At 37.8% G+C, this 24,043-nt stretch carries 22 protein-coding genes; 12 read left to right on the top strand and 10 right to left on the bottom strand.

Annotation, left to right across the window (positions count from 1 at the left end):
* The first annotated feature begins 31 nt into the window (after positions 1–31).
* On the top strand, positions 32–544 hold the full coding sequence (locus L0B53_RS15690) for a MarR family winged helix-turn-helix transcriptional regulator (protein WP_235060545.1): 513 nt from the start codon (positions 32–34) through the stop codon (positions 542–544).
* A 133-nt stretch (positions 545–677) separates the two neighbouring features.
* Here the strand turns inward: L0B53_RS15690 and L0B53_RS15685 are convergent, their stop codons facing one another.
* Entirely contained in the window at positions 678–1,016 is a 339-nt protein-coding gene (locus L0B53_RS15685) for a HopJ type III effector protein (RefSeq protein ID WP_235060544.1), read from the bottom strand.
* 433 nt (positions 1,017–1,449) lie between these two features.
* On the opposite strand from L0B53_RS15685, the gene L0B53_RS15680 reads away from it, so the two are divergent.
* Positions 1,450–1,962, top strand: coding sequence for a TlpA disulfide reductase family protein (locus tag L0B53_RS15680; RefSeq protein ID WP_235060543.1), 513 nt, complete (start codon positions 1,450–1,452; stop codon positions 1,960–1,962).
* A 200-nt stretch (positions 1,963–2,162) separates the two neighbouring features.
* On the opposite strand, the gene L0B53_RS15675 is transcribed toward L0B53_RS15680, so the two are convergent.
* Positions 2,163–2,411 (bottom strand): hypothetical protein, encoded by a 249-nt coding sequence (locus L0B53_RS15675; RefSeq protein ID WP_235060542.1) that lies wholly within the window; start codon positions 2,409–2,411, stop codon positions 2,163–2,165.
* Positions 2,412–2,537: 126 nt separating this feature from the next.
* Positions 2,538–2,930 carry a hypothetical protein gene (locus tag L0B53_RS15670; protein ID WP_235060541.1) on the bottom strand — a complete coding sequence of 131 codons (393 nt, stop codon included), beginning with the start codon at positions 2,928–2,930 and terminating at the stop codon, positions 2,538–2,540.
* Positions 2,931–3,528: 598 nt separating this feature from the next.
* On the opposite strand from L0B53_RS15670, the gene L0B53_RS19435 reads away from it, so the two are divergent.
* The 3 genes from L0B53_RS19435 to L0B53_RS15660 all read left to right on the top strand — a co-directional run bounded on the left by L0B53_RS19435 (position 3,529) and on the right by L0B53_RS15660 (position 4,836).
* Entirely contained in the window at positions 3,529–4,050 is a 522-nt protein-coding gene (locus L0B53_RS19435) for an ion transporter (protein ID WP_260115554.1), read from the top strand.
* Entirely contained in the window at positions 4,044–4,364 is a 321-nt protein-coding gene (locus L0B53_RS19430) for an ion transporter (protein WP_260115553.1), read from the top strand. Before L0B53_RS19435 ends, L0B53_RS19430 begins: the two co-directional genes overlap by 7 nt.
* Before the next feature lie 115 nt (positions 4,365–4,479).
* Complete coding sequence (locus L0B53_RS15660; RefSeq protein ID WP_235060540.1) at positions 4,480–4,836, top strand: hypothetical protein; 357 nt, start codon at positions 4,480–4,482, stop codon at positions 4,834–4,836.
* A gap of 134 nt (positions 4,837–4,970) precedes the next feature.
* Here L0B53_RS15660 and L0B53_RS15655 read toward each other — a convergent pair whose 3' ends face one another.
* Entirely contained in the window at positions 4,971–7,349 is a 2,379-nt protein-coding gene (locus tag L0B53_RS15655; RefSeq protein ID WP_235060539.1) for an autotransporter outer membrane beta-barrel domain-containing protein, read from the bottom strand.
* 286 nt (positions 7,350–7,635) lie between these two features.
* The gene (locus L0B53_RS15650; protein WP_235060538.1) at positions 7,636–8,496 is read right to left on the bottom strand and encodes a sulfurtransferase; all 861 of its coding nucleotides are present in this window, start codon (positions 8,494–8,496) and stop codon (positions 7,636–7,638) included.
* Positions 8,497–8,809: 313 nt separating this feature from the next.
* Between L0B53_RS15650 and L0B53_RS15645 the strand changes: the two genes are divergently transcribed.
* Complete coding sequence (locus tag L0B53_RS15645) at positions 8,810–9,031, top strand: hypothetical protein (RefSeq protein ID WP_235060537.1); 222 nt, start codon at positions 8,810–8,812, stop codon at positions 9,029–9,031.
* 67 nt (positions 9,032–9,098) lie between these two features.
* Here L0B53_RS15645 and L0B53_RS15640 read toward each other — a convergent pair whose 3' ends face one another.
* On the bottom strand, positions 9,099–9,734 hold the full coding sequence (locus L0B53_RS15640; RefSeq protein WP_235060536.1) for a Crp/Fnr family transcriptional regulator: 636 nt from the start codon (positions 9,732–9,734) through the stop codon (positions 9,099–9,101).
* Positions 9,735–10,146: 412 nt separating this feature from the next.
* Positions 10,147–11,040, bottom strand: a complete 894-nt coding sequence (gene yihU / locus L0B53_RS15635; RefSeq protein WP_235060535.1) for a sulfolactaldehyde 3-reductase — start codon at positions 11,038–11,040, stop codon at positions 10,147–10,149.
* Between the two features lie 523 nt (positions 11,041–11,563).
* Here yihU and L0B53_RS15630 point away from each other — a divergent pair.
* From L0B53_RS15630 to L0B53_RS15615, 4 genes are all read left to right on the top strand, one after another.
* Positions 11,564–12,100, top strand: coding sequence for a TRAP transporter small permease (locus L0B53_RS15630; RefSeq protein ID WP_235060337.1), 537 nt, complete (start codon positions 11,564–11,566; stop codon positions 12,098–12,100).
* Between the two features lie 9 nt (positions 12,101–12,109).
* Positions 12,110–13,399, top strand: a complete 1,290-nt coding sequence (locus L0B53_RS15625) for a TRAP transporter large permease (protein WP_235060336.1) — start codon at positions 12,110–12,112, stop codon at positions 13,397–13,399.
* A gap of 50 nt (positions 13,400–13,449) precedes the next feature.
* Entirely contained in the window at positions 13,450–14,499 is a 1,050-nt protein-coding gene (dctP, locus tag L0B53_RS15620) for a TRAP transporter substrate-binding protein DctP (RefSeq protein ID WP_235060335.1), read from the top strand.
* 115 nt (positions 14,500–14,614) lie between these two features.
* On the top strand, positions 14,615–16,633 hold the full coding sequence (locus tag L0B53_RS15615) for an alpha-glucosidase (protein WP_235060534.1): 2,019 nt from the start codon (positions 14,615–14,617) through the stop codon (positions 16,631–16,633).
* Between the two features lie 97 nt (positions 16,634–16,730).
* On the opposite strand, the gene L0B53_RS15610 is transcribed toward L0B53_RS15615, so the two are convergent.
* From L0B53_RS15610 to L0B53_RS15600, 3 genes are all read right to left on the bottom strand, one after another.
* Complete coding sequence (locus L0B53_RS15610; protein ID WP_235060533.1) at positions 16,731–18,035, bottom strand: sigma 54-interacting transcriptional regulator; 1,305 nt, start codon at positions 18,033–18,035, stop codon at positions 16,731–16,733.
* Positions 17,978–18,649, bottom strand: coding sequence for a hypothetical protein (locus tag L0B53_RS15605; protein ID WP_235060532.1), 672 nt, complete (start codon positions 18,647–18,649; stop codon positions 17,978–17,980). The genes L0B53_RS15610 and L0B53_RS15605 overlap by 58 nt, the downstream gene beginning before the upstream one ends.
* A gap of 286 nt (positions 18,650–18,935) precedes the next feature.
* On the bottom strand, positions 18,936–19,676 hold the full coding sequence (locus L0B53_RS15600; protein ID WP_235060531.1) for a sulfite exporter TauE/SafE family protein: 741 nt from the start codon (positions 19,674–19,676) through the stop codon (positions 18,936–18,938).
* A gap of 273 nt (positions 19,677–19,949) precedes the next feature.
* Between L0B53_RS15600 and L0B53_RS15595 the strand changes: the two genes are divergently transcribed.
* A complete protein-coding gene (locus L0B53_RS15595) occupies positions 19,950–22,481 on the top strand; it encodes a formate C-acetyltransferase/glycerol dehydratase family glycyl radical enzyme (RefSeq protein WP_235060530.1) in 2,532 nt (843 codons plus the stop codon).
* Between the two features lie 160 nt (positions 22,482–22,641).
* Positions 22,642–23,607 (top strand): glycyl-radical enzyme activating protein, encoded by a 966-nt coding sequence (locus L0B53_RS15590; RefSeq protein ID WP_235060529.1) that lies wholly within the window; start codon positions 22,642–22,644, stop codon positions 23,605–23,607.
* Positions 23,608–24,043: the final 436 nt, after the last annotated feature.

Raw genomic sequence — 24,043 nt, 5'->3', positions numbered from 1 at the left:
TAGGGTCAATCTAGTGAGGAAATCGTACAAGATGAAAAATAGTCATTACTTAATGAATCTTATAGGCACATTTTCGACTAACGTTGATAGCCAAATACGAGAGAATATTGACTCTCTTAATAGTCATGGGATTAATCATGAGTCTGCCCTTGTGACGATTTATAATCACCCTGATGACAACATTAATACCTTGAGCAAGGTATTGGGTTTAACACACTCTGGCACCGTTCGGTTAATTAATAAGCTTGAGGGGTTAGGTTATCTTCTCCGTGTTAAATCGCAAAATGATGGTCGTAATATGACGTTGCAATTAACAGATACAGGTAGATCTCGGGCAGTTCAAGTATTAAGTAAAAGGGATGAAGTCACAAAAGCAGTAATTGATATGCTCGATGATGAGCAAAAATCTTCACTAACTTCAATTCTAGAATCAGTACTTGAAAAAATGACCAATAACACCGAGGAGGCACGTCGTACCTGTCGTTTATGTAATGAAGGTGTCTGTCGTAATGCCGGTTGCCCGGTGGAAAAGTCGATTAATTAGCTCTATCCGGCAAAAAGAGCAGCTTTTACGCTGCACAATATGATTTACGAATATATAAAATCGAGGCTTTTTTGTGGGAAGTTAATTAAATCTGGAAATAATTCAGTCATCTCACCGTTATATTTCAAAGATGTTACTTTGCTTTTAATGCAGGGGCATCGAAATGGATACCCGTCCAACCTTGCTGAATGAAGTTACGAATATTCGCATGATCGTGACCATCTGGATTTTTTAAAACATCATCACGGTAATATTGACCAAAACAAGCAAGAGTCGATGCTTCGTCTAACCTTTGGATTTGAGCAAATGCAAAGATCTTACAAGAACCGTTGTTTTGCCCTGCTTGGTTTTCAGTCTCACCATTGACAAATCTAGTGGGTGTAAATTCAAATTGTTCATCAATCACTTTCATCGTCTGTTCAAACATGACTTTATTGGGCGTCGTTGCCAGTAACGCTAGAAACTTATCCATTATTTTTTATCTCCTTTTGTGTTGTCTAGAGTCGATACTATAGCATTATCAAAAAAAATAATGATATCCCCTTCTTACTTGAAGCTGCTAGGTTGTTGGCTACGTTCGTTCGCATCAATCATATAGTCAGCTTATATTCATTGGCCTTACTCATTTACCGCCTATTCGTTACTCAAATTACTTTAGCTTTAGAAGAGGAAGTACGTTATTGACTAAGATAGTTAAATACAATTTTATTCAAGATCGGGTAAAACCTTGATCAATACGTGAATCCCTTTAAACTCAATATGATAAGGTTTATAGGTAAGGGTGAGGAGATAAAATCAGCATCAATAAGAGTGAGATGAATTGAGATAATATCTAGTCTAATAAGCTCGATTGTCTTTCCCTTCAACATAATAAAGTTGATATATAATTGGATAGTTAAATAAAAATGAAGTTATACAATAAGTCATGGAAACGATTATTAACCTTTGTCTGCTTGAGTGTCGGGATTATTTCGCACGCAACAGCAGAGACATGCACAACACCATTAGAGTTTAAAAAACAGATCCCGATGAATTGGGAGTATTCAAAGAGTACTCATGAGAACAAAAATAATTCAATAACGTTGGTTAATTTATGGGCGGTATGGTGTCCACCTTGTATTAAAGAGTTACCTATGTTGGATCAATTGAACAAACATTCCCATATTAATGTGGAAACCATTCATCTAGGTGGTAACTCAGAGAAAGTAACCCCACGCTTTATCAAGCTTAATATTGAAACGTTACCGGAGTATTCCGAGCCTGATTATAGCCTCTTAGATCGTTGGCTATTTAATGCGCTTCCTGCAACACTTATTGTTATTGACGGTAAGGTACGTTATCGACGACAAGGGTTAATTACCTCGACAGAAGAGCAGTTATCAACGTGGATGAATTGTTTAAACGCAGAAGAAAGTTAAAATGAAGCGTTGAATTGAGGTAATGGTAAAGTGACTTTTCACCATCTTTGAATCATAAATGGTCACTCTACTTTAATATTGAATTTAATTATACCCTTCATACTTGAAGTCGCTAGTTTGTTGGTCTCACTTGCTTGCCGCCTACTCGCAACGTCAATTACTTTGGGTATATATTATTATAATTAGTGTGTAATTGTTAGTTAGTGAAGCTTTTGCGTACCTTTACGAACTAAATCTTGACCAGTCTGAAAGATTTCTTCCGTAACCCAGCGACCTAATAACAGTTGGTGTTTATCATCGAGTACTGCCACAAAACGACGACCATCTTTATTGCTCGTTGCTAATGCAATACCTGCAACATTATTTAACCCGAGAGCACCATTTTCGATAGCAGTTAAAAATTCTTCCAGTTCATTAAGTGTGCTGATAATAATGTCATCATTTATCATTGTTCGTCTTTCCCATAAAAATTAATTTATTTGTCATCATTTTTTATACTCTACACGAGACTACATGGGAATTTCTAGCTTGTTTTATTGATAACGTTAAATTCACCTGATAATTATCGATTATATTTAAGCACAAGGTGTTGAGTAAACGACCTTTTCTCCGCTTTTATAATCATAAACTTCAGTAATACTATAATGGTTGACGTTTTTAAATTTATTGATGGCTAATCCGGTATCCGTTGTAATCGGGTGGCATAAGCTACTTAAATCAAAATGGGGTACGTCTTTTGGTTTTTCAGTATCAACATAATAAATATAGCTCATGTCTAACGTATCACCATTTAATGTAAATATTACGTTAGTAATCTCTGCCTTTGAATCACTTGAATGTGCAATATTGTCATAAATAACAATCGCTACCACATTCGCATCATATTGAGTTAATGTATATTGATCTTGGGCTTGAACACCGCCAGCAAAAAGCGCACTGCAAAATAATAAGGCTGAGATTTTTTTCATTATGAATAACCTAGTTAATTAATTGTTTTATATTTGATTAGTGCTTTCATATCACTGTTTTATTTTTGTAGAGTATGCTTTATCATTTTTATATACCTAAAATAATTGTAGTTGCTAGTCGGCGAACGAATGCGCCAACAACCTAGCGACTTCAAGTGTGAAGAGTATAGGTAACAACACGCTTTACATCTGTTGCATATTCTACCTTATCGATAAAGGGCTCTTTGATCTTATACATGATATAAGCAAATAGTTTCATTAGTATATCCACTTTTATCAAAATTACTGGTGATATCTACATCTAACTTGAAGCATATATCTTCTTATTGCTTTAAGTCGCTAGCCTGTTGGTGTTGTTTGTTCGACCTAATCACATAAACATTTATATTCATGGGGGCACTAGTTTGCCATCTACTCGCAAGTCTAAAATATTAGCTCTCTTTATTGGATCAAATTGATTGGATGTTGATTTGTTTTTAAAGTCGTTACTTTTTCTTACAATAATCTGACTATAAAACACTTTTTATTAACCAGATAACGTTTTAAATTACGCACTTTTCTTATTTAGTATTAAGTAATTTCAAAGGGTTTAATAAAAATGTTTTCTTCACTGCATGTCTCGTTAACGGCGATAAATAATAATAGGTACTTTCAGGCATTTAGCGTTATCGTTATAATTCTTGCAGCCGTCTCCATTGGTGCAAATACATTTGAGTTACCAAATGGTCTAAATTTAGCCATTTATTGGTTAGATCAGTTCATTCTGTTTTTTTTCTTAATTGAGATTATTATCAAGTTTTTCTCATACCAGAATAAAATTGATTTTTTCAAGAGTGGTTGGAACTGGTTCGATACGATTATTGTGATTGGTAGTTTGATTCCAACGGGTGGACAAGGGATATTAATTGCACGTCTTTTACGTGTATTTAGAGTTCTACGGCTCGTATCAGCCATTCCACAGCTTAAATTATTGATTAATGCATTATTTAAAGCGATACCAAAGATGGGGTATATCGCGGTCTTAATGTTTATTATCTTTTATATTTATGCTGTTATTGGCAGTTTATTTTTCTCTGATATTAATCCTGTATTGTGGGGGATGTTTCTATCTCAATGTTGACGCTATTTCGTGTATCAACATTTGAAGATTGGACGGATGTGATGTATGAAACCATGGTGGTCTATCCGATTAGTTGGATCTACTATCTGACATTTATCTTTTTAACCGCATTTGTATTTTTAAATATGATGATTGGTGTCGTCATTGAAACCATGACTGCTGAACATGCATTGGCGGAAGAAGATAAAGAGTCTGAACATCCGATTATGGCTCCAGATGAAGCTCCAAGACAAATATTTGCAACACATCAACAAGTTGAGTCATTACAACAAGAGTTACGCGAAATTAAAGCGTTACTAAAATCTAAGGTGTAAAGAAGACAATTTACTCAGAATAATACCAAGAATGAGAAATTAACTTTATTTTTATACTTGCAAAAAACCATAAACCCCTCAATACTGTATAAATAAACAGTGATGAGGGTTTGTTATGTTTGTAGGTAATAAGAGAAAGAAATTATTAATTGAGCAATCGACTGAGATTATGTCAGGGATTTTAGATCGTTTACTTTTAACCAATGTCGGTGATTGTTCTGTTATTGTGGACTTTAATGTGACAGGACGCGGAATTGTACGTAATTTACAATTAAGTGTGTTGATTGGTCATACTCAAGTAACCAAAACTTGCTTTTCTTATATGCATCACGCATCTGGAAATTTTCAATTAATTAAATCTATGAATTCTAACCTATCTGAATCAGATGCAATTACTTTGATAGAATATTGCGGTCAATTAACTGATGAAGGGATTAGTAAACTAGAAGTCAGGATGAAAGCGGCGGCATAGGTGATATTAACGAATACTTTCTCGTTACTGATGTTAGTGGGCTTTAGCTGGTATGTTAGTATTCTCCCTTCCATTTTATCTTGTTTTAAAAATGGAAGGGGAGAGACCTAACTCGTTTTTATTGGAATGACTAATTAATAAACATAGTTTAATGAAAGGTACGCAGAATCATCATTATAATCGCCATTATTTAGATGCTTCCAAGATAACTGGCTGGTTAATTGGCCGGTTTTATAAGCAACACCTAAGTCAGAAATAACGGTGCTATCATTATCTTCAGCGGAAATTTGGTTACCGGCTACTGAAGTATAATAATTATTGTTATTTGCTAAGTTATACATATATGTTGCGTTCAATACCGGTGATATTACGGCTTGGTTACTTAATAGGAAATCTTTTTTATAGCGTAATTCTGCACCTACTTCTGATTTTGAGTAGTCATTCATCTCATGCTCATAAACACCGTAAGTGGCAAAATTGTCCATAGTACTCAATGAGTAGTTATAGATCCCTTTTACAATCATATTGCCCGCGTTATTCATATCGACGTTATACCCAACCGCGGTGCGAACATTGAAGCTGTTACCATCGGTTGAACCCGCTGAATCAATATCATAATTAGTATAAGCATAAGTCGCATTCGCTTCGACGAAAAATGACTTAACTAAATCCTGCTGCAAATACACGGTAAAGGCATAGTTATCCGAGCTTGAGTCTGTTGTAATACTGTTGTTATAGTCTGTGCTATTGTAAGCATAAGTAAATGCTGCACCGACTTTGCCTGATAATCCCATGTTCATATCTGCGCCAACAGTCACACCAGAGGTATAAAAATCGGTGTGTTGAGTATCACCGCTTTGTCCGCCTTTACGGTAGTTAAGCCTAACCCAAGCTGAGGTTTTGTCACCTTCTACAATTGCACTGTTGCGTTCGCTGATATTACTATTGATCATATCAAGCATGTAAGCGTTGGTTTGAAGTTCTGTACGTGCCGTATTGATTGATGCAGATTGAGTACCAGCAAGCGACTGATTTTCTGCGGCCATAACAGCATCCTCTTCACTCATTACGGTAATATTGCCTTGACCATCATTAACAATCACTGCGTCTTGTTGAACTGAATAACCTAAATAGTTTCCCGCACTGACATTTGTTACAGAAGCGACACCATAATCATTTGCGCCGACCTCTTTACGGATAATGCCATTATTGGTAAATGAATGGGTCACACCATTTGATGTATAAGAAACCCCTTCTTGGCTGCCATAGATGAATTGGTCGGTATCAATTTCTGAATTTTCATTACTATTTACTTCAACGGCTTCATTATCAATAGTAACCAGATTTCCAGTTACACCAATATTGATTGCACCGTCATTAATAAATTCACCATCAGCCTGACTGTTATAATTAACCGCAGTCGCATGTGAGCCTGTCACGTTAATTACACCATCTGTAGTGTTCGTTGCTGTACCATTATTGATATTAATCGCTACAGATTGACGACCCGAAGCATTGATGACACCGCTATTTTCTACAGTGCCGTGTGTAATAGTCATCGGTGAATTTTGGATAGAATTAACAAGCTCTCGTAGCTGGCTTAAATAGTTCTGCTTTTCAATCATTGTGATGTGATCATCAGAGGATATTTCTTCAAGCGTAGAAATTAGCTCTTTGATATTATCACCGTGATTGTTAGCAATAATGGATGCATAATCTCTGCTTTGTACACCAGCCTGCATGCCAATAGAGCCAGTACCGTTTGCATTGATTTCTCCATCGTTAATCACTTTTGTTGGGGTTGAGATATAACCATTTGTTTGATTCATTGCTGTATCGGTTGAAAGCATGGCAATTGAGTCATCACCATTGGCATTAATGGTTCCATAATTTGTGACATTCGAGATGCTATCGATAGAAACAACATCACCGTTTGTATCTGTAATAACACCATCTTGTGAAATTGTACCTAACTCAACAGTGGTGGTTTCTGGTGACATTGGCAATCGTTCATTTTGAGTTACTACCGTTTTTGTAATAATACCATTTTTATCAATATGAATTTCAGTAGGAGTAGAGCCATCAGTCGTAGTTGAATGCAGTTCTAATTCACCAGCATTATTATCAATAATAGATTTTAATTTTTCAGATAGGCTCTCATTATCAATGAATTGATTGATTAGTAGTTTGAAGCTTTTAGCTTGAGCGGTTGAGAATTTTGGCGCAGTTAGAATATATTGAGTACCATCAGCTGAAGTTAATAATGTGCTATTTGTACTTGATACAGCTTGAACACCCACGCCATTATCATTATTGACATCAATAGTTCGATGCTTAGAGATCTCTTTCTCTTCATCTTTAACTGTCATTGGACGGTTTTTAATGATCTCTAAGATAGGTTCAAAGTTTGGTGTTTCATCATTTTCATTATTTGAAGAGAGACTAGTTGCAAACGCAGAGGTAGAAAGAAGAGTCGTAATAGAGATAGCAAGTAGTGATTTTTTAAGTAGCATAATGGCTCTCAACAAACAGGAATAATTAATAAATGAACAACTCAATCCATTGGGAAGGCAGACATCTATCTGATAAGTGAATTATAGCTATTTGCTTTATTTATGATGCTGGTAATTATTCTAGTTTTACAGTTATTGGTGAATTATTTCTCAATTAATTGAGAAATGGTCGAGATATCTAACGAATAGGCATAGCAGGGATTGAATTAAATCGATGAGGTTAGGAGATAAATAAATGGTCTTAGCGAGATAAGGGCTAAGACCTAGTATTACTGGTTATTATCGTTTATTTTGATACCGTATCAATAGGTAATAATTTATCTGCTCCCCATTCACTCCAACTTCCATCATAGACTTTGATGTTATCAAAACCCGCGATATCTGCCGCTAAAGCCAAAATGCAAGCCGTTACACCTGAACCACAACTAAAAACAAACTCGCCTGGCGTCGGGACGAGTTGATGAAATATCTCTTTGAGTTTTTCAGTTTCTAGTAATTGCCCATCATTGATTAAAGTTGCATAATGAAGATTCAATGAATTTGGGATATGTCCACTTCGCATATTTTCTCTTGGTTCTTTCATTTGGCCACTAAAACGTCCATAACCTCTAGCATCGACAATTTGAGTCTCACTATTTGAGAGAGAATTTAAGACATACTGTTTATCAACGAATAAACCTTTATCTTTTGATGCTGTGAAATCACCCGTTATTGTTGTTTGGGCGTAATCTGGCTCAACAGAAAACCCTGCATTTATCCAAGCAGGTAATCCACCTTGTAGAATAGCGACTTGATTAAACCCTAATGTTTTGAACATCCACCAAGGCCGAGCAGCTGAAAATAGTCCTTGTTTGTCATAAACGATAACAATTGAATCTTGATTAATGCCCAGTGCTTTGACTTTCGCTTCAAAAATAGTGGGAGAGGGCATCATATTTGGGCTTGTTGCCTCTGTATCTACAATTTCCTTGTTAAAATCAAATCGTTTCGAACCAGGGATCACGCCTTTTAATTGCTTTTCTGCGTCTACTGTTGGATCTTCAGTTGTCGCATCAAGAATGATAACGTTAGGATTATTAAGGTGCTGGTGGAGCCACTTAGATGAAACTTGATGGATGTTGTTTGGAAGAGTTATCAGTGCCGTCATAGATATTAAATCCTTATCTTTGTTATGTACTTATTATACTCTTTATTTCACGGTGTTTTTTATTATTCATTGATGTTAGTGTAGAGTATTGTAACCAGTTAAGAGAATTAAGTTTCCAACAGAGTGTGAGTTATGAGTGTTCTATCATCTTATTACTTGAAGTTTTGAGGGGTTTATCTGCATTTTTGTTTAATGGCTATATTATTTGTTGATTTTTACAGCGCTCATACATAAAAACTTTTTAACTAAATTATTTTTAAGCGAAAGTATTTTTAAACTAGACTATGAGTAAAGCACCTTAAAGATAAAGAAAATGTTAAATATAACGATTATTGCAACACTCTCGATTTTTTCTATGGTGATATTTCCACCATTTCAAGGCGTACTTAATGGTAGAGTGATTAATTTCGGTTATTCATTTCTATTTCTGCCACCTTTTGAGTATGCAACTGTTAATGTGACATTCTTAATACTTCAATGTAGTGTTGTTATTATTGCCAGTGGTCTTTGGTATTTACACCGTAAAAATTTTTAATTTATTATGATGTTTATATGGTGACGGATTTATAATGAGGGGTACTCCTTGTTTAATATTTTGTTCTTCATATAGGGAATCGTGATGAATTACTCTCAATAGATTCTTCAATGATATTGTGTAAAAGTAATATATCCATACCATTGATTTTAATTATATTATCTAGCTCTAGTTCATGAAGAGTTCGGCCGACAGTTTCTCTGTTTTTCAATAAAATAGCCGCTAATAGTTTTCTTGATATTCTGATTATTCGCCCTTCAGGGTGTGTTGTAGAAAATGATTTTCTTGCTAAGTACAATAGTATCTCTAATATCTGCTGTTTTGTTGATTGAGTTTGAAGCATTGACACACGATGACATAAACGTTGTTTTTTATGAATAAAAGAAGGTAATAAGGCTTTTAATAGACTTAGGTTATTTAATATAGTAGCTGCTTGAATTTCTAATATAATACATTCATCCAGAGCTCTGGCGTTTGCGATATGTCGATTATCATCAATTAATGATTCTTCTCCAAAAAGCTCATAACGAGAGAGTATATCAAGGATAATACTATCTTTTTCTTTAAATTCACCGGTAAAAAATATTACATTTCCGCTTAAGATAATAGATAAAGAGTTTAATTCTCTTCCTTTTATAATAACCTCATCACCTTTATGATATTTTTTGATGACACCATGATTCTTTAAGTTGGTGATATCCAATCTGCTAATCTCTTAATATTCCCTAATGAATATAAATTTAGTTCAAGTTGCATTAATTATTGAAACTAAGAGTATTTAATCGGTATTATTTACTATATATGCTGAAAATGTCGCAGAATTGAATGGCTACTTTGTTGTTGATAAGTATTTACGATCAAATAATAGTTGAGGAATTATTCATTTCCACCTAATAGCAACTTCAAGTAAGAAGGGTATAGCTAAAGTTTAACGGGTAACAACTAGATTGAAAATGTCGATATTAGCCGTTTAGTGACGAGAACGATGAGCTTATTAATCTAGGGGAGTATTAACAAGAGGTTAAAAAGGCATTGTTCTAAAGTTCTAGACTCAAGAGCAATGCCTTAATACTATTTTGTTACTTTATGGGTAACCTGTATTTATTCTGTTTATATTATTTGATTTTTGCTTCTAGACCAGAAAGAACACGCAATTGTTCAAATACAGAACTCCAATCTTGACGGCCACGACCTGCTGCAGATGTCATGCTATAAAGTTCGCGAGAAGCCGCACCACATGGCATTGGTACTTTTACTTGGTTAGCTAAATCTAATGCGATACCTAAATCTTTGTGTGCTAGGTCAACCATAAATGCAGGTGTTAAATCACCAGCAAGCACTTTATTAGGCCATGTTGTCGTAAAGTGACCATTGTTCGCAGGCGTACCTTTCATTACACTTAACGATGTTTCAAAGTCTAGGCCAATCGCTTCTGATAGTGTTGCTGCTTCAGCCGATAATGCATTCAGTGCAATACTCATGTAGTTATTGATGATTTTTACACGAATACCTTTACCTGGGCCGCCAGCATCAATCGTTTCAGAACCCATACAATCAAATAGAGGTTGCGCACGTTTGATTTGTTCTTTTGTACCACCTGCAAGAATCAGAAGTTCACCACGAACCGCGTGATCTGATGTACGCCCTACTGGTGCTTCCATCATAGAGAAGCCTTTTGTTGTTAGGTCGTTAATCAACTCATCAGTTTCAAACGGGTGAATAGTTGACATATCAATAAGTAGAGATGATTTACTCATTGTAGAAAGAATACCATCTTCATTATTAATAATGTTCTTAACCAGTGTTCCGTTCGGCAACATTGTAATAATAAACTCAGAGTCAAGAGTCGCTTCTGCTGGTGATGCTGCTGCAATTGCACCTAGTGCCACTAACTGTTCTACGGCGTTTTTATTAATATCAAATACTTTAACACTATGGCCAGCCTTAATTAGGGTAGTTGCCATTGGTGTACCCATTTGACCTAGACCGATAAAACCTACTGAAGACATGATTTATTCCTTTATTTTTATATGATTCAAAACTTGTGGCTAATTATACCTAAATTTAAAATTGTAATGATGACGAATGTCACATAATGTTTATTTTTGTTGTTTATTGTCTATTTGTTAAGGTTGGGTATAGTTCTTCCTTATTGATCGTTATGCAGGTGATAGCGATTACAATTGACTTTTTTCCCATTTTGTTTTCTATTTCTGTGTTTTATTTAAATTTTTTGGTGTTTTATATTTTGTTTTGTAAGGAATTCTGATCTTTAATCACAATTAAATCAAACATAGATCACAATTCTGTTTAAGTTAGTACTAAAAACGACAAAAGTGGACAGAATGGAGGGGTTTGTCACAGAATATATAAAGATAGATTGGTAATATTCAAGCCACATAATAACAAATTCAAATAAATGGCTCAAATAAGAGGTTTCTATGTGTTTTTTACTAATGTGTTGTAACGGTAAAATTACATATAAACATCTTAATGCTGATATATCTTCATTAGTAAGATAAGGGAACTATCATGTTTAACAAAATTGCAGATACGCTAAATATAATCAATGCGCCCCTTGCTAAACTTACCTCTAAAATTAGTGGTGTTTTGCTTTTAATTATGACGGTTATCGTACTTCTTCAGGTGGGGTGTCGTTATATCTTCAACTTACCATTGAGTTGGACCGATGAAGCCTCCCGTTTTTTAATGATCTACATGACGTATCTCTGTCTGCCGATTATCTATCTTCAAGATAAAAATATCGCCATGACCTTTATTACTGACAAAGTGAAAGGCTCTCGCGTTTATCACTTGATGATGATCTTTACCCATGTGCTTAGCTTAATCTTATTCTTTGTTTGGATTAAATTTGGCATGGTGTTTTTTGAAACCGGTGCGGTGAGTGCCAACAGTTTACCTATCCCAATGTACGTGGTGTATATCATTCCACCGGTGATGTTAGGGGTGTCATGCCTGTACGCAGTCCAAAAACTGTGTATTTCTCTCGATTTATTTATTCATTTTAATAAATCAAAAGAACAATTTGTTGCTAACGTCGCTAAGTAGGGTTTTATTATGGTTTCTCCAATTTTCATTCTTTATTTTTTATTCTTTTTACTTGTCGGTGTGCCGGTTATTTTTGCACTGGGTTTATCCCCGATTATTACCTTTTTCCAGAATGACCAAGTGCTCTTTATTAACATGCTTTACCAGCGTTTATATTCTGGTTTAGATAACTTCTTATTACTTGCATTGCCGTTCTTTATGTTGGCGGGTGAGTGCATGTCAAGCGGCGGTATTACGCCTCGTATCATTAGTTTTGCCCAGACCCGTGTTCAACACATGAAAGGGGGATTGGGTCATGTGGTTATCTTGGCATCGACCCTGTTTGGTGCACTGACAGGCTCCGCGGTGGCCGCAACGTCAGCGATTGGTAATATGTTGATCCCAGAGATGACAAAGTATAAGTATGACACGGCTTACTCTGCGGCATTAACGGCGGCGGCAACGGTACTGGGAACGATTATTCCTCCATCGGGTATCATGCTGATTTATGCCTTTGTGATGAACACCTCGGTGGCGGCGATGTTCATGGCCGGTATCGTCCCGGGACTGATTTTCTGTCTTGGTCTGATGGTGGTGAACCGGATTCAAATTACCAAATTCCCGGATGTTCAGCCGATTGAGCGTGCAACCAAGCTTGAACGTAAGCAGAGTTTGCAGATGGCTATTTTACCCTTAATGACCCCAGTGATTATTTTGGGTGGCATTTACGGGGGGATCTTTACGCCAACAGAAGCTGCCGCGGTTGCCGTGCTGTACGCCATCTTCTTGTCTGTTTTTGTTTTAAAAGTGACCAACTTAAAAGCAACGTACGCCCTATTTGCAAAAGTGGCGGTCAATGCGGCCGCGGTACTGATTATCGTGGCGGCGGCGAGTGGGTTTGCATCGGCGATTAGTTTCTCGGGTATCTCGAAAGACGTGGCTGACTTCTTTAATGGCATTACTGATAACCCTTACTTACTGTTCTTCATCATCAACATCTTCTTGTTTGTGGTGGGCATGTTCTTGGATGCGGGCCCAGCGATCTTAATCTTCGCCCCAATCATTGCCCCAATCATGATCAATGCCGGGATTGACCCTGTGCACTTTGGTGTGGTGATGGTCTCTAACTTATCAATCGGTTTAGCAACCCCCCCGATGGGCTTGGTGTTGTTTGTTGCCTCGGGGGTCTCCGGTGTCTCACTGCAGAAGATATCGAAAGCGATTATCCCGTTCTTAATTGTCGAGTTTTTAATTATCTTCCTACTTTCATTCTTCCCTCAATTAGTGATTGGGCTGCCGAAGTTGTTAGGTGTGATGTAATCAATTTAATTTTCAATCGTGATACGGATTTTTTTTAAAGGACAATAAAAATGAAAAAGACATTATTAGCCGTTGCAGCCACCACCCTGTTAATGGCAGGCGCGGCCAATGCAGCCAAATATAAGCTAACGGTTCCCCACGTGACCAACTTAGACGGGTATAACCACCAGTCGCTGCTTGTGTTTAAAAATTATGTAGAAAACCGCTCAAACGGTCAGATCCAAGTGGATATTTACCCATCAGGCCAGCTTTGTGGTACCGCCAAAGAGTGTTTAGCGGGTGTGCAAGCGGGGATGTTTGATTACTTCCAAACCACGGTGCCAGAGCTCGCGTATTACTGGGAGCCAATGAGTGCATTGGATTTACCTTATATTTTACCCAACGATCGCGTTGCTGAGTGTGTTTATAACAACGATGAGTTTGTCGGTGAAATGCGTGGCAAGTTACTGCAAAAAATGCCGAATGTTCGTTTAATGATGGTCTCTAACTCAGGCGGCTGGCGTAACATTGCCACCACCAAAAAAGAGATCCACTCTCCTGCGGATGTTGAAGGCCTGAAGTTACGTACCGTGCCGGCACCCATCCAACAAGAGCTTGTGAAGCAGTTGGGCGGCGCACCAACCCCTATCGCGTGGCCAGAAGTGTATACCGCATTGTCAACGGGTGTCGTGGATGGCACCAAAAATGGCATTACAGACATCGTGATGAACCGTTTCCAAGAGAGCTTAAACTACATCGTGCTTGATGGTCATGCCTACATGGGCGGGGCATGGGTCTTCAATAACGCGAAATTTAACGCTTTCCCGGATGAGTTGAAAAAAGTGGTTATCGACGGCGCAGCGGCACAGAACCAGTACCTGCGTGCTTACCCTAAACACCAAGAATTTGAAGCTTACGAAGAGTTCCGTAAAGCCGGGGGTAAAGTCTATAACCCAACAGCCGAAGAGCGTGAAGCCTTTAAAACGGCGGCAAAACCGGTTCGTGATTTCTTCTTAGAAGAGTCGGGTGCTGAAGGCGCGGCATGGTTACAACGCGTTGAAGATCAAATTGGCTTGTGTGAAGCGAAAATCCAAACCTCATACGATATCCAAACAAAATAGCGACGTGTTATTCGTCCTGTAACAATAAAAATAATAAGCAATAGGGCGCCATCACACAGCGAGGGTGCCCACTTTATACTCAGGTTAAACGAGTAGAGTGACTAAGGAATAAACAGTGAAACTATCTTATAGCGACAACCACCTCACCATCACCCATAAAAATAACACCGTATTTAGCCACTCAACTGACGCGCCAGCGATCTTCTTGGGTGTCGGTGAAGGTAACTTCGATATGTATCGTGGTAACTTTGACATCACAGACTACGTGGTTGAGCGTACCGCTTTGCGTCAATTTAAAGTGGAAGAAATTGAGAATGATGGCAAAGTAAGCTACAGCATTTCATTTTTTGCAAACTCAAACGTTGCGTTGAATCTTCTGGTGTCTGAAACCAAAGAAGAGCGCCTAAAAGTGGCGTTTGAAGCGGCTGATAAGACCTTTAACCGTTTTTGGTTCCGTGTTGCTGCAACAGAAGAGGAAAAAGTCTTCGGTTGTGGTGAGCAGTTAACGTATTTCAACCTGCGCGGTAAAAACTTCCCACTGTGGTCTTCTGAGCCGGGTGTGGGTCGTAATAAAAATAGCTATGTGACATGGCAAGCGGACGTTCATGATAAAGCGGGCGGTGATTACTACAATACTAACTACCCACAGCCGACCTTTGTGTCCGATAAGAAGTATTTCTGTCATTTAGAAACCACCGCCTATGCCGACTTTAACTTTACCAATGACGGCTTCCATGAGCTGCAGTGTTGGGACATTCCACAATACTTATTGCTTGGCAGTGAAGAGACCTTTGTTGAATTAATGACCAATATTACTGACCACTTTGGTCGCCAGCCTGCATTGCCGGATTGGGTCTATAATGGCGTCATCCTTGGTATTCAAGGGGGCACTGACCTGACCTTTGAAAAGATCCAACAAGCAAAAGACGCGGATATTGAGCTAGCTGCAGTGTGGAACCAAGACTGGCAAGGGATCAAGATGACGTCGTTCGGTAAGCGTCTTCAGTGGGATTGGCAGTGGAACAAAGCGTTGTACCCTGAGCTTGATACGAAGATCCACCAACTTAAAGAAGACGGTGTCCGTTTCTTAGGTTACATCAACCCGTATGTACTGGAAGATTTCCCACTTTATAACGAAGCCAAAGCCTTAGGGTATTTAGCGACCAAAGAAGATGGCTCGAAATATGTGGTCGATTTTGGTGAGTTCTACTGTGGCGTGGTTGATTTTACCAACCCGGATGCATGTGAGTGGTATAAAGGGGTGATAAAAACCAACATGATCGATTTCGGCCTAGACGGTTGGATGGGTGATTTTGGGGAATATCTGCCAACAGATTGTTCATTAAGCAACGGCGTGAGTGCAGAAATTGAACATAATAAATGGCCATACCGTTGGGCAAAAGTACAGCACGAAGCGATTGAAGAGTCAGGTAAAACCGACGATATTCTGTTCTTCATGCGTGCAGGCGGTGCGGGCATTCAAGGTTACTGTCACACGTTATGGGCGGGCGATCAGTCTGTTGACTGGTGCATTGATGATGGGTTAGCGTCAGTGATCCCAGCTGCGCTCTCTTCAGGCCTAATGGGGAATGGTATTCACCACAGTGACATCGGTGGTTATACCACACTGCACGGCATGAAGCGTGATAAAGAGTTGTTGCAACGTTGGTTCGAGATGGCGGCATTTACCCCGATCATGCGTACCCATGAAGGTAACCGTCCGGGTGATAACCACCAGTATGATACCGATGCAGAGACGTTGGCGCACACGTCACGCATGAGTAAAATGTATAAGCACCTTAAGCCTTACATTAAAGCTGCCGTTGAAGAAAATGCAGCCAAAGGTATTCCGGTTCAGCGACCACTGTTCATGCATTATGAGCAAGATAGTGAAGCGTACGACATTAAGTTTGAGTACCTATTCGGCCGTGATCTACTGGTTGCCCCGGTTTATAACCAAGGTGAAGTGGAAAAAGCGGTTTACCTGCCTGACGATGAGTGGGTTCATGTTTGGACTGGCGATACTTACACCGGTGGTCACATCACGGTTGATGCCCCAATTGGTCAGCCTGCGGTATTCTACCGTAAAGACAGTGAGCATGTTGAGTTGTTTAAAGCGTTGAACAATATCTAATTGTTACACTATCAACAGATGTAAAACCTAAAACCTAAGAGTTAAAAAAGACCAGCGAGAAGTGATCTCGTTGGTCTTTTTTATTACTTAATTTTAATTAATTACCTATATTATATTTTTTAATTTTCCGCCAGAGCGTTGTGCGGCTTACATTGAGCGCATTAGATATCTCATTTATTTTCCCGTCGAATACTTCCCAAGCATGCTTAATGGCATCTTTTTCAATTTCTTCCAAAGATTGAATTTTTTTACTGAAATTAGCATTATCTTCAATGTTATCACTGAGTTCTTGAGGGATATCTTTCATCGTAATAATATCCTCTTTTCTATTGAGTAAGAGTTTCTCAACTTTATTTTTGAGTTCAGATGAATTTCCGTACCATGTGAAACCCTTTAAACTCTCCATTGCATGGTAATCAATATGAATAGAAGTATTGTGCTTTCGGTTATACTCATTGATATGATTATCAACGAGATATTGGATATCTTCTCTTCGTTCTCTTAATGGTAGGATTTCGATATCATTTGAAGTCAGCTCATAATATAGTTGTCGGCCAAAAATTCCTTTTTCGACGTAAGAGTAAAGATCGATGGTTGTACTGGTGATTAAATTTAACTTCACAGGAATTAAGCGTTTGCTGTTTCTGCGTGAGATTAAACCTGTTTTTAGGTAATTTAAAAGTGCGATTTGAAGCTCTTGGGAAATAAATTCGATGTTTTCGAGATATAAAGTGCCAGTATGCGCCAGTTCTAACTTAGACGTCGAGCCATGACTCTCATCGCTGCCTAATATATTCTCTATAAGCACTTCAGGATCATAATTTTTGCAGTTTACAATAATAAAAGGGCCACTTTTAAATGGGCTTTCATTGTGAATGGCCATCGTGAAATCAAGTTTGCCAACCCCTTCTTCACCATTAATAAAGATAGGTAACCCTGTTTTTACACTGCGCTTTGCTATCGTAATAATGCGTTTAATCGATTTGGACTGAGAAACAATATTGTCAAAAGTGAAATTGGCTGAGTTACCTATTTGTCTCTGTGCTAATTGACGGATCTTTTCCATGGGATGAATGAACATTAATACTGCATCATGCGATAGTGTATGGATAGTAATGAGTAATTCAATAAAACGATTACCTACTTCAACTGTCGTTTGTACTCTATGGACTGTTATTTTTTCTGCTATATGATGGGAGATATTAGGTGGAAATTTAATTATATCTTGATAGTTTTTATTGATGATTTCGTTCTTTTCTACTTGTATTAAACCTTCAGCTTGCTTATTTATTGAAATGATTTTACCATTATTATCCCAAGTGATGAGACCATCATCGATATATTCTAGGATAGAATTGTATTCACTAGAAAACTTATTACTCGATACTCTTTCAAATTCCAAATCAAGAGATAGTGATACCTCTTTTGCACAGGAAGAGATAATAGTGATATTTTCTTGGTTAAAATGTTCATTTCTCGAAAAGAGGAAGATAATACCTTCATTTTTTCCAGTTTGGGAAAAAAAGGTGATGCACAAGACGAGTAGGGGTGCAGTGCTTTTTTGTAATGCTCTGCAGCAAATACTTTTTCTGATTCATGTGATTGAATTGCCAGGTTAATACTATTCGTTCCTACTTGTCCTTCATTAAAAAATGTTCCAATTTTAAAGCCCAGTTGCTCTAGCTCTGTTGTGATATTTCCATTTCCAGATAGGTGCATAATACAACCATAAGCATCAGTCATACCAATAGCGATTTCGGATGAAAGTGTATCTAACGTATTATCAATAATGGGGGATACAATGGAGGTAATTAAATCATTTTTTCTTTGAATTGAACTTAAAGTATAACCACTTGCCGACTGAGGTTTTGTCCATTTATAGGCATTGGACTGTTGGTGGCAACGTTCCCATGATGAGACAATCGCAGTAAAAGAAAAGTCAGGAGAGACCCAATGATGCTTTTGGAAAAAGTCCCAACGTGTATGAGTTTCATCTAAAGTGGTACTTTTTATCATATGGATTCTTACTTCGTCATTTCACATTTATGACTTATTATATAATTATTTTTTCCTTACTGACATAATTACTCTTTGATAAGAGAGATTAAGTTGCTATACCTTTCATACTTGAAGTCGCTAGGCTGTTGGCTGCACTTACTCGCCGCCGACTAGCAACTCCAATTATTTTAGGTATAAGTTAGCTTAATCCGGTTGGTTAAACTGTATTGTTAATATAATAACACCTTGTTAACTATGGAAGGTTAACAAGGTGTTTTGTTATCAACTTTTAATCAGTATTAAATTAAAAGCTAATATTTTTATATATTAACATGCAGCCTAAGAATAATAAGAATAGATGAACAATTTTATGATAATCAATCTTATATTTTTGTAAAAGGTGATATCCGATCATACCAAGTGCTAATCCAACTGCAAATGCAGGGAGTGCCGAAGTAACATGAGAGATAACTTCCTCTGTAATTAACCCTTCATTCCAAAAACCAATGTTAGCGCCAATCATTTGTAACATAAAGAAAAAGGCTAATGTCGATTTTGTCTGATCAGCACTCCATGGTTGCATTGAAGTATAAGCAATGACTGGTGGACCTGATTCACCGACACTGGCTCCTAATACACCAGATGTAAAACCTGCACCGACTGTAATTGGCATTGATGCTTTTTGAAATAAAGGCTTAGTTGAGCGCATAGAATGGATGCTTGATGCAACTAATACACCGCCCATGGTTAATAAAATATATTGTGAAGGCATGCTAGCGAGTAGCTTGGCGCCAACAAAAGAGGCTGGAATTGAGCCGGCAAAAAGGATTAAGCCTGTTTTTATCTCAATTGAAGCTCGCATTTTCCATACGATAGGTAGTGTGACTAACCAACCAAATATACCTGCAATAGGTACAGCGGTTTGAGCGCCAACAAGAATAGAAAGAAGAGGCACTGAAACTAGAGCAGAACCAAATCCCGTTAACCCTTGAGTAAATCCTGCAAGGGCGATGATCATCGAAATTAAAATTATTGTGGTATCCATATCAAATTTTTATAGTTGACTTTTTGTAGGGGTACTATATTCCAATGATAATTAATTACCACAACATACGTCACATTTTGTCGTTTTTTGTGGTTTTTAGTATTTTATAGTTCTTTTTTGTGATGTTTACCCTATCCCTCTGGGTACCACTTTAGTATAGTAAGGTTGTGCGTAATTAGGTATGAAATACTAATAAACAACTGTTTTTAGTTGGTATTTGTATTTTATGTTTATGTTGAATTATGTTTGTTTTTGTAAATTTGCGAGGGTAGGATGGATAACTTTCAAGTAGGTAATGAATACCTAGAAAAGGATAAAACTGGAAAACATACAGATGCAAGAGGAACAGAACCTTTTGATAAAGTCTATGGTTTAGGTTATGAAGTGGGTCATGAAGATTGGTCGCCGTTTCCAAGGGTGAACTATTTAAGACAAACCTTTTTAGATCGCTCTTATGATATTGATGTTGAGCGTTTACGATTGATCACTGAGTCTTATGAACAAAATGAGTCTTTACCAAAAATATTACAATGTGCTTATGCATTCGAAAATATATTGTTAAATTCGTCACTTCATATTTATCCTGAAGATTTAATCTTAGGCGAAATTGCAGCACCAGCGAAAGCATCACCAATTTATCCAGAATTCTCAGTGGATTGGATCATTGATGAAATTTTAAACTCACCATTTGAAGAGCGATCTAATGATCAGTTTTATATAAAAAGTGATCAAGATAGAGAAGAAATACTACAGCTGTGTGAGTACTGGAAAGGTAAGAGCGCAAATGAGTTCATTACTGCCCACCTAGATGAGGACCAAAAGAAAGGTTCTCATATGGGAGAAAAGGTTTTTCAGACCAATAATTATCATTTCGCGGGTATTGGCCACTTTGCGATGGATTTCAGTAAGTTAATGTCTTTAGGTTATAAAGGGGTTATTGACCAAGCCAAAGGTGCATTTAGCCAGCTTTCTAAACAAGATCCCGATTATAGTGAGAAACGAGATTATTATAAAGCGACCCTCATTTCACTTGAAGCGGCAGTAAAATATATTACGCGTTATGCCCTACTTGCAGAAGATCTGGCTTTTGCAGAGCAAGATGAGATTAGAAAACTTGAACTACAGAAAATATCCACGAACTGTTATCAAATCGCATCGGGAATACCACAAACGTTTTGGCAAGCCGCACAATTATTTAATTTTGCAGTAACAATGACTCAAATTGAGGGTAACGGACACTCTATTTCTTATGGTCGAATGGATCAGTGGTTGTATCCTTTCTATGAGAAAGATATTCAAAGTAATAGCACAACAAAAGAAGAGGTCCTTGAGATCCTTGAGGTGCTATATGTGAAGATGAATAATCCGACAAAATTAAAAGATAAAGGTACGGTTAAAGTTCGTAATGGTCGCGGATTTGGCGGGGAAAGTTTAACCATTGGCGGGGTTGATGAACAAGGAAATGACGCCACAAATGATCTAACCATGTTGTTGTTAGAAGCTTCTGCACATACTCGTATGATGAATCCATGGGTATGTCTTAGAATTCATGAAAATACACCTTACGAACTAAAGATTAAAACGGTTGAATGTATTCGTGCGGGTTATGGTCATCCGAAGTTATTTAATGATGGGCCAGCAATTAAAGCCATGATCGGGAAAGGTGTAACTGTAGAAGAGGCACGTAATTATGCTGTTGTTGGTTGTGTAGAGCCAACCATTCCAGGTAAAGAACATGGTTGGCTAGATGCCGGCTATGTGAATACGGTTAAAGTGATGGAGATGGTCATCAATGGTGGACGTGTATTATCTGGCCCGAATGCAGGAATGCAATTGGGCCCAGATACTGGAAGCTTGGAAACTTATCGTACTTTTGATGAAGTATTAGAGAGTATAGATAAACAATTTTCTTACTGGTGTGATCAGCTCTGTAGTTGCCTAAATATAACAGATAAAATTCATCGCCAAATTAAGCCAACACCGTACATCTCAGCATTTTTTGAAGGATGTATTGAGTCTGGTAAAGACATGACAGCCGGTGGCGTAAAATATAATGGAACTGCACCGCAGGCAGCGGGCATTGCTACCTGTGCAGATTCATTATCAACGATTAAAAAGCTGGTTTTTGATGATAAGAAATATACCGGTAAAGAACTTCTTGATGCACTAAAAGAGAATTGGGAAGGGCATAAAAAGTTGTATGCGTTAGTGAATAGCTCAAAGATCCCTCATTATGGTAATGATATTGATGAAGCTGATGAACTCTTCTCCTTTATGTTTGAAAGTTACTGCCGACATATTAAAGGACGTCAAAATCCAAGAGGCGGGAAGTTCAGTCCGGGCGTTTATACCGTTAATGCGAATGTTGGAATGGGGCTATATACCAATGCTTCATTAGATGGACGTAAAAATGGCGAGCCTATCTCAGATAATATGGGGCCTGTACATACTCAAGGTGGCTCACATGATATTAATGGACCCACTGCCGTTATCAACTCCGTAACGAAGGTTGATCATAGCCTTGCGACAAATGGAACATTGCTTAACTTAAGGTTTCCTGAAGATGCCGTTTCAGGTGATGCAGGACGCGATATTTTAGCCAGCTTTATTGAGGAATATATCAATAAGCAAGGTATGCATGTCCAATTTAATATTATGAGTTCTGATAAAATGAGGGCTGCTCAAGAAAATCCAGAACTTTATAAAGACATGTTGGTGCGTGTTGCGGGGTATAGTGCTTACTTTATTGAGTTAGGGAAACCGCTTCAAGATGACTTAATTCAACGAACAGAACTTAGATTCTAATTACTTTATACCCATCATACTTGACGTTGCTAGGTTGTTGGCTGCACTCATTTTCCGCCTACTCGCAACGCCAATTATTTTAGGTATATCTTACCTTCCTCCAAGTCTTAAATTATCAAGTAACTTAAGGCTTGGAGAGTTATTACAGTAGAAACTATTTATGTCAGAACTAGGAACTATATTTAACGTTCAACGATTTACATTGGATGATGGTCCCGGTATTCGCACTGAGTTATTTTTAAAAGGATGCCCTTTACGCTGTGATTGGTGTGGGAATCCTGAAAGCTTCAAGAGAAAAATTGAGGTTGGGGTGTACCATAGTAATTGTATTGCTGTTGATAACTGTGGCTCATGTAAAGAGATTTGCCCAGATAGCAATATGTTAATCTACTCCGATAGTATGCTTAAAGAAATTGATTACTCTCAATGCAGCAATTGCCTAAATTGTGTGGATGAATGTCCCTCTGATGCAATAAAACAGTGGGGCGAAGAGATGACTGTCGATGAATGCATGGCACTTATTTTAAAAGATAAAGGCTTTTATGAGAGATCAGGAGGCGGAGTGACGGTCTCTGGAGGTGAGCCACTACTACAGAGCCACTTTGTTGCTACTCTTTTTGATAAGTGTAACAAGGAAGGAATTCACACGTGTTTAGAATCTAGTTTTTATGCCAATTGGAATCGAATTGAAAAGGTACTTCCTTATACTGATCTGTTTATTTCTGATATTAAATTAATGGATAGCCATGCGCATAAAAAATATACCGGTGTCGATAATCGGAAGATTTTAAAAAATATTAAGCAAGTTGCACTATCAAATAAAGATCTTATTCTTCGTATTCCGGTCATTCCAAATATTAATGATGATGATGAGAATATTCAGGCTACGGCTGACTTTATTGAAACTGAGCTAAAAGGGCGAGTCAAAGTCTTACAATTACTGAGTTTTATGCGATTAGGGGAAGAGAAGTATCGTTCTCTTGGTTTACCTTATAAGATGAAAGATCTTGAGTTCGACCGTCATGAGTTCCAAGATCGTGTTAATGCTATTGCGGATTATTTTAATCGTCGAGGGATTCATTGTACGGTTGGTACTAAAATGAATAGAAACCCTGAACCAGCTTAATAATATATCCCCGTCATACTTGAAGTCGCTAGGTTGTTGGCTACACTCGCTCGCCCCAATCATAGAGTACACCTATGTTCATGAGGCCTCACTTGCTTGCCGCCTACTAGCAACGCCAATTATTTTAGGTATAAGAAGATATGTTAATCAGAATTAATATATCTTCTTACTTGAAGCTGCTAGGTCGTTGGCGTCGCTCGTTCCCCTCAATCATATAGAAAACCTATACTCATGGCGCCTCATTCACTTGCCGCCTACTATCCACTCCAATTACTTTGGGTATATATACCCGTTGCTAGGTTGTTGGCTGTGCTCATTCGTCCCAATCATATAGAGCGCCTATACTCATAGGGCCTCACTCACTTGCCGCCTACTAGCAACGCCAATTACTTGGGGTATATATTGCAAATACATTGCAAGAAATAAAGAGTTAATG

Origin of the sequence: Vibrio sp. SS-MA-C1-2, from assembly GCF_021513135.1 — a bacterium.
In the GTDB taxonomy this organism is placed as follows: domain Bacteria; phylum Pseudomonadota; class Gammaproteobacteria; order Enterobacterales; family Vibrionaceae.
Note: the sequence above shows the minus strand (reverse complement) of the source record. Positions and strands in the feature narration are given on the sequence as shown.